The sequence below is a fragment of the Sphingomonas paucimobilis NBRC 13935 genome (genome assembly GCF_000739895.2).
Taxonomy (GTDB): domain Bacteria; phylum Pseudomonadota; class Alphaproteobacteria; order Sphingomonadales; family Sphingomonadaceae; genus Sphingomonas; species Sphingomonas paucimobilis.
Window position 1 is genome coordinate 1 of record NZ_BBJS01000071.2, and the last position, 10828, is coordinate 10828.

A 10828-nucleotide genomic window follows, 5' to 3' on the forward strand; every position below is an offset into this window, starting at 1 on the left:
TTCACCACGCTCGGCTCGGTGTTCCTGCCGCAGCTCGATGAAGGCGATCTGCTCATCCAGTCGCTCCGCATCCCGGCAACGTCGGTCCAGCAGAGTCAGGCGATGCAGGTGCCGATCGAGAGGATGATGTCGAAGCAACCGGAGGTGGCGTTCGTCTATTCAAAGACGGGCACCGCCGAGCTGGCGGCCGACCCGATGCCGCCGAACGCGACCGACATGTTCGTCATCCTGAAGCCGCGGAAGGACTGGCCGAACCCCGACCTTCCCAAGGAGGAGCTGGTAAGTCGGATCGAGGGTAATCTCGCGAAGTTCCCGGGCAATGCCTATGAGATCACCCAGCCCATCCAGATGCGCTTCAACGAGCTGATCGCCGGCGTTCGCGGCGATATCGCGGTGAAGGTATTCGGCGACGACTTCACACAAATGAACCGGACGGCCGAGCAGGTTGCTGCGGTGCTGCGCAAGACGCAGGGCGCAGCGGACGTGAAGGTCGAGCAAACGACGGGCCTGCCCATGCTCGACATTCGCGTCAATCGCGACGCAATGGCGCGTCTGGGCGTCACTGCCCAAGATGTGCAGGACATCGTCACCGCGACAATCGGCGGGCGCACCTCGGGCCAGATCTTCGAGGGCGATCGGCGCTTTCCGGTCGTGATACGGCTCTCTGAAGCGCAACGGGCGGACATCGGCCTTCTCGAACAGGTGCAGGTGCCGTTGGCGGGGGGTGGCTATGTGCCGCTTTCGAGCGTCGCCGACATCAAGGTGGTCGATGGTCCCAACCAGATCAGCCGCGAGAACGGGAAGCGTCGCGTGGTGGTGCAAGCCAATGTGCGCGGTCGCGACGTCGGCAGTGTCGTTGCGGACGCGCAGGCGGCGATCGGTAGCCAGGTTCGGCTGCCCGCTGGTGCCTATCTCGAATGGGGCGGCCAGTTCGAGAACCTGCAATCGGCAAGCGAACGTCTGAAGCTGGTCATTCCGGCCTGCTTCATCCTGATCCTGTTGCTCCTCTACGGGGCATTGGGATCGGTCCGCGATGCCGCGATCGTCTTCACCGGCGTGCCCTTCGCGCTGGTGGGCGGCGTTCTGCTGCTGTTCCTGCGGGGCATGGACTTCTCGATCTCGGCGGCGGTTGGCTTCATCGCCTTGTCGGGCATCGCGGTCCTCAACGGCCTCGTGATGGTCAGCTCGATCCAGGACCTGATCCGGTCGGGGCTATCGCGCGAAGAGGCGGCCCATGTCGGCGCAATGCAGCGTCTGCGGCCCGTCGTCATGACCGCGCTCGTCGCCAGCCTCGGCTTCGTGCCGATGGCGCTTGGCGAAGGCGCGGGCGCGGAGGTGCAGAAGCCATTGGCGACCGTCGTCATCGGCGGCCTGATCTCGGCAACGCTGCTGACGCTGTTCGTGCTGCCGACGCTCTACGCCCGGTTCGGGCAGAAAGTGATCGAGAAGCCCGAGCACTACAATGAGGAGCATGAAGGGGACGACCACGGTCAGACCTTCGTGAACGACTTGGCCTGAAGGGTGAGCGGGGCGATCCGCGATCGCCCCGCTCATCTCTGGGAGATGGGGATATGCCTCGCACCATAACCAGCTCAATGCTTCACGGCGGGCCACTGCGGATCTGGTCGGCGATCACCGATCCGGATCATCGTCGGGCTTGGAGTCCGCTCGTATTCCTCGACAACCCGTGCCAGCTTGGCGAGACGGAATGTACCTTCGCGATCCAGGGCATCACCCGACCAATTCGGACGCCGGCCCTGGTCGATCAATTCGATAAGCCGCACGCCTTCGCTTGGTCCTGCGGCATCCCTTATCTGTTCACGCTCGAAGAGCGGTACGAGCTGGCAGGGGACGACGGTGGCACCAGGCTAACACATAGCTGCACGCTGCGCGGGGCGCTGTCTTTGCCGTTCGCGGCGATGATGTTGCGTCGCCTGCGGTCCCTGATGATCGAGGCTGACGATCGCCTCGCAACCTATCTGCGCTGGCGGGTGGGTCAGCCTGCCCGTGGGATCAATCGTCAGCGCGTCCCCTCCCGGTACAGGAGGAAGGCGCGATGACGCCGTTGAAGCGGGTTCTGCCCGCCCTCATCCTCGTTATCGGGCTGGCGGCTTGCACGGAAAGCAAGCCGCCAGCCCCGCCAACGGAGCAGCAAATCCATTCGTCCGACAGCGCCGTGGCGACCGGGGAAATGGGGCGCCATCCCTATCGCTGTTCCGACGGGGAACCGCTGTTCGTCGACTACAAGGACAACGGCCTGCAGATCGATTTGCGGCGCTCCAGCAGCGCCGTGCCCATGACGCTGACCGCGCCAGCGCAGGGCCTCCAATATGTCGGCGAGACAGCCACCGCGACCTTCAAGGGGTCGCAGCTCACCATCGTGGAAGGCGAAGGCCGCACGCGGACCTGCGAACGGGAGGGCACCCGATGAACCGTCCTGTCTTCCGACACGTCGCACTGCAACGGGAGAGAAACGATGTCTGACACGTCGATCTCGAATGTGATGGCCATTCGCGCCGAAGTGATCGCGCGAAGCCGCGCCTTGCGCGAGGCGCAGCCGACGGCACCGCCCGGCGTGACGCCGACCGCTCCAGCCTCAACCTTTGCCGACACCCTCAATGCCGTGGTGGCGAAGGTCAACGAGACCCAGGAGCAGGAGGATGTCGTCACCGAAGCATATGAACGGGGCGAAACCACCGACATTGCGACCGTCGCGCTCATCCAGAGCCGTGCATCCATTACGTTCGAGGCGACGCTGCAAGTCCGGAACAAGCTGCTGTCTGCATATCGAGACATCATGAACATGCCGATCGGATGACGATCGCGGAGATAACTAAGGCGGTATTGGTATGATTGTCGGCACAAGGCCACGATTTACGCAGATTATTGTCGAGGTTTGGAAGCCCCTCACGATCCTGTTCGTGTGGGACGTGGCGGTGACGGCATTCCACATGATGACCCCGATCAAGGAACCGCCTTTGCCGACGGCGCTGTTCGGCACTGCCATCGCGCTCTTCATGGGGTTTCGGACCAACGCCGCTTATGCACGCTGGTGGGAAGCGCGAACTCTTTGGGGCGCGCTCATCAATTCCTCGCGCAGTCTGGCCCGGATCACGCGCAGCCTGACCAAGGGGGAACCCGAGGGCAGTGAGATACGGCACCACATCATCCTGAGGCAGATCGCCTTTGCGCACTCGATGCGCTGCCAGCTTCGCCGACAGTCGCCCTATGAAGAAATTGCCCGGGTCGCCGGAACGGAGGTCGCCGATATGGCGGTCACTCGCCTGAACCCTGCCAATGCGCTCTTGGAGGACATATCGGGCATTTACGCTGACGCGCTCGCGGAAGGTCGGATCACCGAGATCCAGCAGGCAACTGTGGAGCGCGTCCTGATCGACATCGCCAATGCGCAGGGCGGCATGGAGCGGATCAAGAACACGCCGCTGCCCAATGGCTTTCGGTTCTTCCCGAACCTCTTCACGCGTGTGTTCTGCGTGCTGCTCCCGATCGCGCTGGTCGAATCCCTGGGCCTTGCCACGCCGATCGGATCGACGCTGATCGGACTCGTCTTCCTCGCGGTGCTGAGCATCGGCGAGGATCTGACCGATCCGTTCGCCAATAGCGTCCACGATGTCCCGCTCACGGCCATGTGCCGCACGATCGAGATCGACCTTCTCCAAACCGCGGGACTTCCGGCCCCCGAGCCGCTGACACCTGATCACGGGGTGCTGTGGTGATGGGCATGCGCGCCTTGCTGCATCTGCCCGGGCTCACGATCGCGCGCGTTGGCGCCGTTCTCGTCACCGGCGTGATTGTAGGGGCGTGCAACCCGGCTCCGAGCGAACCTGTCGAACCGGCTCATGACAAGCGTGTGACGCCAAGGCTGATCGCGCAGCGCATCATGTATTGCGACGACGGCACCCGCGCCGATGTCGACTTCATCGACGACGGCCTGAAGATGGCCGTCACCTGGCTGCCGAAGGGCAGGACCGAGATCCTGCGCGCCCAGCGAACCGGTGATGAATTTCGCGGCAACCAGTCACGGGCGGTCGTGGCGGGCGGGGCGATCGCCTTCATGCGGCGCGGGAAAATCCACGTCTGTCACCGAACCCCGGAGGGATCATAGGATATGCAGGCACTGCTTTACACGCTTGCGCCTGTGCTGGCGGTCGTAATCGGCGCGATCATCGCGAGCCGCACAAAGTTAAATCCTGGCCTCGTGGCGGGGCTACAGCATCTTGCTGCCGGCGTCGTGTTCGCGGCGGCAGCGACTGAAATCCTGCCGCAGGTCAAGCATGAGGCTTCGCCCAGCGCGACGTTGATCGGCGGGGCGGCGGGCGTCGTAACGATGCTGGGTCTCAAGGCTTTCGAGGCCCGCTTCAAGGGGCCGATGGCGCTGCTCGCCGCGATCGGCATCGACATCCTGGTCGATGGCCTGGTGCTCGGCCTTGCGTTCGTCGCGGGCGAGAAGGCGGGATTTCTGCTGACGATCGCGCTGACACTCGAAGTGCTCTTCCTGGGTCTGACACTGACCAACGAGCTGGCGGAAACCTATCGCTCGCGCCTGCGCATCATCGTGATCGTCTCGGCCTTGGCGCTGCTGCTGCCGATCGGCGCGCTCGCTGCCGTTCCTGTCGCCACGCTCTCGCCGGTAATGGTCGCTGGCTTCCTGAGCTTTGGGCTGATGGCGCTGCTCTACCTCGTCACGGAAGAGCTGCTGGTTGAGGCGCACGAGAAGCCTGACACCCCGCTCATCAGCTCGATGTTCTTCGTAGGGTTCCTCGCCCTCCTGACGCTCGAGGAGATCATGGGATGAATGCGAGCAACGACAACGCGGGCACGCAGGAGCGTCGCACGCTCTGGATCGTGCTGCTGCTGAACGCAGCAATCGCAGCGGGCTTTTTCGTATCCGGCGCGTTCGCCGATTCAAGTGCGCTCATCGCCAACGGCGTCGACAATCTGTCCGACACCGCCGTTTACGCTCTCAGCCTCGTCGCGCTGACCCACGGTAAGACGTGGAAGACGCGCGCCGCGATCGCATCGGGGGTAATGCTGCTGATCTTTGCGGGCGGCATCCTGATCGATGTCGGGCGACGCTATGTGCAGGGGAGCGAGCCGATCGGACCGACCATGATGGTCATGTCGGCGATCGCCGGCGTCGTAAACTACCTCTGCCTGCGGCTGCTCCAGCGGCTCAAGGATCCGGACGTTAACCTACGGGCCGCCACCACCTTCAGCTTCAATGACTTCATTTCCAATGGCGGCATCCTGATCGCGGGCGTGCTGGTGCTGTGGCTGGGCACCAACTGGCCGGACCTTCTGGTCGGCTTCGCTACCGCCATCATCGCCATCAAGGGCGGTGTCGAAATCCTGCGCGACGCGCGCGCCGAAACCAAGAAAAGCGAAAGGAGGTCGTCATGAACGACAAGCTCGAACTCGATATTCCAGTATTGTTGCCGGACCTTCCTGACGCGGCCGACGCTTGCCTGGACCGTCTCGTATCAACCCTGTCAAAGCGCGAAGGCGTCGAGCGGGCGCATGTGATCTGCCTCGACGGCGACACGCCGGCGGCCCTGTGCATCCATTTCGACGCTGCCAAGCTGCCGCTGCCGCGCTTGCGCGAGATGGTGCGCGCCGCGGGCGCCGAAATCACCGAACGCTACGGCCATGCGATCTGGCAGGTGACGGGGATCAGCCACGAGCGTCGGGCGCGCACCGTCAGTGACGCGCTATGCGCGCTGCCGGGCGTGGTGCAGGCGAGTGCCAGTACCAGTGGGTCTGTCCGGGTTGAATATGACCGCCGCGAGACCACCGAAGAGGAGGTGCGTTCGGCGCTTCGCAAGTTGAAGGTCCGGGTGGGCAAGCGGGTCGCCGCCGACGACCATGCCGGCCATGACCATGGTCCCGGTGGGCACGGGGCGGGCGAGGAGAAACACGGTCCTGGCGACGGTCACGACCATAGCCATGCCGATTTTCTTGGTCCCAACACCGAGTTGATCTTTGCGCTCGCTTGCGGCGCGCTGCTGGGAATTGGCTACGCGATCGAGAAGCTGGCCACCGGTGCACCGGACTGGCTGCCGACCGCCTGCTACATCGCAGCCTATTTCTTCGGCGGGTTCTTCACGCTGCGCGAGGCAATCGACAATCTTCGGCTGAAGAAGTTCGAGATCGACACGCTGATGTTGGTTGCTGCCGCCGGCGCCGCTGCGCTGGGCGCATGGGCCGAAGGCGCGCTGCTGCTGTTCCTGTTCAGCCTTGGCCATGCGCTTGAGCATTACGCGATGGGACGCGCCAAGAAGGCGATCGAGGCGCTGGCGAAGCTCGCGCCCGAAACCGCTACCGTGCGACGTGACGGGCAGACCAGCGAAATCCCGGTCGAGGAGATGGTTGTCGGGGATATTGCTATCGTCCGACCAAACGAACGCCTTCCCGCCGATGGTTTCGTCATCACGGGCACGAGCGCGATCAACCAAGCCCCGGTGACCGGCGAGAGCATCCCGGTCGACAAGGTGCCGGTCGCGGACGCGGCAGCCGCCCGCGCCAAGCCCGATGCGGTCGAGGCGGAGAGCCGCGTCTTTGCCGGCACGATCAATGGCGGCGGCGCGATCGAGATCGAGGTGACGCGCCGATCCAACGAGTCCGCGCTCGCCAAGGTGGTGAAGATGGTGAGCGAGGCGGAGACGCAGAAGTCGCCGACGCAGCGCTTCACCGATCGGTTCGAGCGCATCTTCGTGCCCGCCGTCCTGATCCTGTCGGTGCTGCTGCTGTTCGCCTGGGTGGTCATCGACGAGCCGTTCCGCGACAGCTTCTATCGCGCGATGGCGGTACTGGTCGCAGCGAGCCCTTGCGCGCTCGCGATCGCGACGCCGAGCGCGGTCCTGTCCGGCGTCGCGCGCGCGGCACGTGGCGGTGTGCTGGTGAAGGGCGGTGCGCCGCTCGAAAACCTCGGCTCGTTGAAGGCGATCGCCTTCGACAAGACCGGCACGCTGACCGAAGGGCGCCCGCGCATCACCGATGTCGTGCCCGTCGACGGCACCGACGAAGGCGAGCTGCTGTCGCTGGCCGTCGCTGTCGAGGCGCTGAGCGATCACCCGCTGGCCCAAGCGATCGTCAACGACGGCCGCGAACGCCTGAATGGGCGCCCGTTGCCCACCGCTGGCGACCTCAAGAGCCTGACCGGTCGTGGCGTCACCGCGAGCGTGGATGGCGAGACGGTGTGGATCGGCAAGGCCGAGATGTTTGGGGGCGAGGGCATACCGGCGCTGGGGCAGGGGGCGCAGGACGCGATCGCGAAGCTGCGCGAGAACGGCCGCACGACGATGGTCGTCCGCAAGGGAGACCGCGACCTAGGCGCGATCGGCCTGATGGACACGCCCCGCGAAGCGGCCAAGACCGCGCTGCGCCGGCTGCACGAGATGGGTGTGTCGCGGATGATAATGATCTCCGGCGATCACCAGAAGGTCGCCGAAGCGATCGCCAACGATGTCGGAATCGATGAGGCGTGGGGCGACCTCATGCCCGAAGACAAGGTGGCCGCAATCAAGAAGCTTGCCGGCGAGGACAAGGTCGCGATGGTCGGCGACGGCGTGAACGACGCGCCCGCGATGGCGAGCGCCACGGTCGGCATCGCAATGGGCGCGGCGGGGTCGGACGTAGCGCTCGAGACGGCCGACGTAGCGCTGATGGCCGACGACCTGGCGCACTTGCCGTTCGCGGTCGGCCTGAGCCGTCATACGCGCGGCATCATCCGTCAGAACGTGTTCGTCAGCCTGGGCGTCGTCGCCTTCCTCGTGCCTGCCACCATCCTCGGCCTCGGCATCGGGCCAGCGGTGGCGGTCCATGAGGGATCGACACTGCTCGTCGTCATCAACGCGCTCCGGCTGCTCGCCTACCGCGACCCGGCGGGGAACGCGGCATGAAGTGGCTGGTCGCTTTCGACCTCGACGGCACGCTCGCGGAGAGCAAACGCCCGTTATCGGAGGATATGGCCGCGATCATCGCCCGGTTGCTCGCCGTTACCGATGTGGCGGTGATCTCGGGCGGGGACTGGCCACAATTCGAAAAGCAGGTCGCGTCGCGCTTGCCTGCGGACGCAGCGCTCGACCGCCTCTGGTTGATGCCGACCACCGGCACCAAGCTCTATCGCTTCATCGATGGGGCTTGGTGCGTGGTCTATGCCGAGCTGTTCGACGATGCGGAGAAGGCGAAGATCCGCGCGGCCTTCGACCGGGCGCTGGCCGATGCCGGCCTCGCCGATGAACGCATATGGGGCGAGCGGATCGAGGATCGCGGCAGCCAGATTACCTTTTCGGGGCTGGGGCAGGCGGCGCCGCTGAAGGAAAAGGAGGGATGGGACCGGGATCGGAAAAAACGCACTGCATTGCAGGCGACCTTGCGCGCAGTGCTGCCGGGCCTCTCGATCAATCTTGGCGGTACGACATCGATCGACGTGACGAGGGCAGGGGTCGACAAAGGCTACGGCCTGAAGCGCCTGAGCGCCGAAAGCGGCGTGCCGCTCGACGGCATGTTGTTCATCGGCGATGCGATCTTCCCCGGTGGAAATGACTATCCCGCCGTCGAGATCGGCCTCGACACGGTCAGGGTGCGCGACGTTGCGGAAACCGCCGCCGTCGTGGCCGCCATCATCGCATGTCTGCACCGGTAGGTTCGCAGATGTTCACGATCCTCGCCTTAATCACGAGCGCCTTCAAGGCGCTCGGCCCAACATTCGTTTTTAACCTCCGATTTGGAGCGATCGCGTAGAACAGGCAGGCCGGCATGTTTCAAAGCTCATGGTGGGAGATAACCACCCATATCATCAGTCTCGCCGTCGCCTACGCGCTTGCCCTTCCGGTTGGCTGGGATCGCGAGAAGGACGCCCGTAGCGCAGGCATCCGCACATTCCCGTTGGTTGCCATCGCCAGTTGCGGCTTCGTGCTGGTAGGCATCGCGATCCTCGACCGCACGTCCCCGGCGCAGGCCAGGTTGCTCGAAGGTCTGATTACAGGCGTCGGTTTCATTGGGGGCGGCGCGATCCTGAAGAAGGGTAGCAAAGCCTCGGGTACGGCAACAGCGGCCAGCCTGTGGGCGACTGGCGCGCTCGGGGCGGCCGTCGGCTACGGCCTATACGATATCGCCTTCATCCTGAGCTGCACCACCTTCCTGACCCTGCGCTGTTCTCGTCCGCTCAAGCGCGCTACCAATGGCGACGCCTGTACTCCGGCAAGTCCATGACGACCTCTCAGGCGAGCCGATGGACACATCCAGTGCAAGCCCTCACCCGACGTTGGGCGCCGGCGCGGACTATCCCGGCGCGGGACCGCCAACACCGCTTGCTGCGCTGGGCGACGCTGTTGGAGCGCAATCCTCACCAGATCATCGGCCTGCTGCCTCCCTCTTGGGCAGGCGGTGACGCGCGCGGCCCGATGATCGATCGGCCGAGCGCGATCGATGTCGCATGGGACGATGTGGTGCTGCGTGTGATGGGGCTGGCGGGTCGATCGCGCCGTGAAGCCAAAGCATTCTTCGGGCTGTCGGACGCGGAATTGGATCGAATTGTCGCTGGGTCGTGGCGGTGTCCGATCCGCCCCGCTTGGCAGGTCGCCGCGCGGATCAGGAACGTCGAGTGCCCGCGACTGGAAAACGCGATCGTAGGATCGGTCCTCGCCCTCATCCTCGTGTTCTGCGCTATCTTCTATTGGATCATCTGACGAGGCTGTCTTGTGTTCGACATCATAACATCGATCCTATCGGCACTCGGCGGCTTTGGCGTCTTCCTGCTGATGCTGGCCGAGAACGTCTTTCCGCCGATTCCATCGGAAGTGATCCTGCCCCTTGCGGGCTACACGGCCGCGCAGGGGCGCGGCTCGCTGTGGGTGGTCGTTATCGCTGGCACCCTCGGATCGGCCGCAGGAGCGATCCTATGGTACTATGTCGGGCGCTGGATCGGCATCGATCGGTTGAAGCGCTTTGCTTCTCGCCACGGTCGATGGCTGACGTTGACGGCGGACGAGATCGATCATGTCGATCGCTGGTTCGACCGCTATGGCCGTTGGGCGGTTCTGTTCGGACGAATGGTCCCGGGAGTCCGGACGTTGATTTCGGTGCCAGCAGGGGTCAGCGGAATGCCCCTCGGTCCGTTCCTGCTTTCCACGCTTGCCGGCTCGGCAATATGGACCGTGATCCTCGTGCTAGCCGGCTACGAGCTGGGCGAACGCTATAATCAGGTGGCGAGCGTCATCGAACCGGTCAGCAACGCCGTGCTCTTGCTGGCCGTCATTTGGTATCTCTGGCGGGTCGCGACCTTCGGGCGATCCGGGGATCGCCATTGATGAATGTCAATGGCTCGTCTCCCGTTTTTCCCGCCGGACTTTGGCTTACGGCAGCTTCGATGCTGGTCTTCGTCACGCGCTACGCCAGTGCCCTTGGCCTGGTCCCGCGAGGAACCACGTTCATTCTCATCAAGTGGATCGGGAGGCTTTACCGCATCGGGTTTCGCGCATGGCGTCGCAACGGGGGGAAGTGGCGCTGGGCCGCATCATCAAGATCCACCGCCACAAGGTAAGCGAAGCATCCTATGTACTATCTTGCAGTCAAGGCCATCGTCTCGGGCATACTAATCGCGGCAGCGTCGGAAGTGGCGAAGCGCTATCCCGGGTTCGGAGCGCTGATTGCGTCGCTACCGGTCGTCTCGGTCCTTGGCATGATATGGCTGTGGCACGACCGGCCTGATGCGATGAACATGGCGGCCCATGCGCAGGCGACCTTCTGGTTCGTACTCCCCTCGCTGCCGCTATTCCTACTGATACCAGTCCTTTTGCGTCACGGT

General features: G+C 64.3%; 14 protein-coding genes. All 14 read left to right on the forward strand.

The features are described from left to right. The coding region (locus tag SP6_RS19715; protein ID WP_042469568.1) for an efflux RND transporter permease subunit at nucleotides 1-1518 on the forward strand (1518 nt) is incomplete at its 5' end. 53 nt (nucleotides 1519-1571) lie between these two features. Next, entirely contained in the window at nucleotides 1572-2060 is a 489-nt protein-coding gene (locus SP6_RS19720; RefSeq protein WP_037569984.1) for an SRPBCC family protein, read from the forward strand. Next, on the forward strand, nucleotides 2057-2431 hold the full coding sequence (locus SP6_RS19725) for a hypothetical protein (protein ID WP_007406844.1): 375 nt from the start codon (nucleotides 2057-2059) through the stop codon (nucleotides 2429-2431). The genes SP6_RS19720 and SP6_RS19725 overlap by 4 nt, the downstream gene beginning before the upstream one ends. A 45-nt stretch (nucleotides 2432-2476) precedes the next feature. After that, nucleotides 2477-2818, forward strand: a complete 342-nt coding sequence (fliE, locus tag SP6_RS19730) for a flagellar hook-basal body complex protein FliE (protein WP_007406845.1) — start codon at nucleotides 2477-2479, stop codon at nucleotides 2816-2818. A 31-nt stretch (nucleotides 2819-2849) separates the two neighbouring features. Continuing rightward, nucleotides 2850-3737: a bestrophin family protein gene (locus tag SP6_RS19735; RefSeq protein ID WP_007406841.1), complete on the forward strand. Its 888-nt coding sequence runs from the start codon at nucleotides 2850-2852 to the stop codon at nucleotides 3735-3737. Nucleotides 3738-3742: 5 nt separating this feature from the next. Then, the gene (locus tag SP6_RS19740; RefSeq protein WP_007406861.1) at nucleotides 3743-4126 is read left to right on the forward strand and encodes a hypothetical protein; all 384 of its coding nucleotides are present in this window, start codon (nucleotides 3743-3745) and stop codon (nucleotides 4124-4126) included. Between the two features lie 3 nt (nucleotides 4127-4129). Beyond that, the gene (locus tag SP6_RS19745; protein WP_007406853.1) at nucleotides 4130-4816 is read left to right on the forward strand and encodes a ZIP family metal transporter; all 687 of its coding nucleotides are present in this window, start codon (nucleotides 4130-4132) and stop codon (nucleotides 4814-4816) included. Beyond that, nucleotides 4813-5421, forward strand: a complete 609-nt coding sequence (locus SP6_RS19750) for a cation efflux transmembrane domain-containing protein (RefSeq protein WP_007406859.1) — start codon at nucleotides 4813-4815, stop codon at nucleotides 5419-5421. Before SP6_RS19745 ends, SP6_RS19750 begins: the two co-directional genes overlap by 4 nt. Then, nucleotides 5418-7919 carry a heavy metal translocating P-type ATPase gene (locus tag SP6_RS19755; protein ID WP_007406838.1) on the forward strand — a complete coding sequence of 834 codons (2502 nt, stop codon included), beginning with the start codon at nucleotides 5418-5420 and terminating at the stop codon, nucleotides 7917-7919. Before SP6_RS19750 ends, SP6_RS19755 begins: the two co-directional genes overlap by 4 nt. Then, a complete protein-coding gene (locus tag SP6_RS19760) occupies nucleotides 7916-8665 on the forward strand; it encodes an HAD-IIB family hydrolase (protein ID WP_007406852.1) in 750 nt (249 codons plus the stop codon). The genes SP6_RS19755 and SP6_RS19760 overlap by 4 nt, the downstream gene beginning before the upstream one ends. A 113-nt stretch (nucleotides 8666-8778) precedes the next feature. Then, nucleotides 8779-9234 carry an MgtC/SapB family protein gene (locus SP6_RS19765; protein WP_007406839.1) on the forward strand — a complete coding sequence of 152 codons (456 nt, stop codon included), beginning with the start codon at nucleotides 8779-8781 and terminating at the stop codon, nucleotides 9232-9234. 98 nt (nucleotides 9235-9332) lie between these two features. Beyond that, nucleotides 9333-9710, forward strand: a complete 378-nt coding sequence (locus SP6_RS19770; protein ID WP_007406863.1) for a hypothetical protein — start codon at nucleotides 9333-9335, stop codon at nucleotides 9708-9710. A gap of 12 nt (nucleotides 9711-9722) precedes the next feature. Then, nucleotides 9723-10331 carry a DedA family protein gene (locus tag SP6_RS19775; RefSeq protein ID WP_007406854.1) on the forward strand — a complete coding sequence of 203 codons (609 nt, stop codon included), beginning with the start codon at nucleotides 9723-9725 and terminating at the stop codon, nucleotides 10329-10331. Nucleotides 10332-10576: 245 nt separating this feature from the next. Further along, nucleotides 10577-10828 (forward strand): DUF3147 family protein (locus SP6_RS19780; RefSeq protein WP_042469567.1); only part of this gene is annotated, 252 nt, incomplete at its 3' end.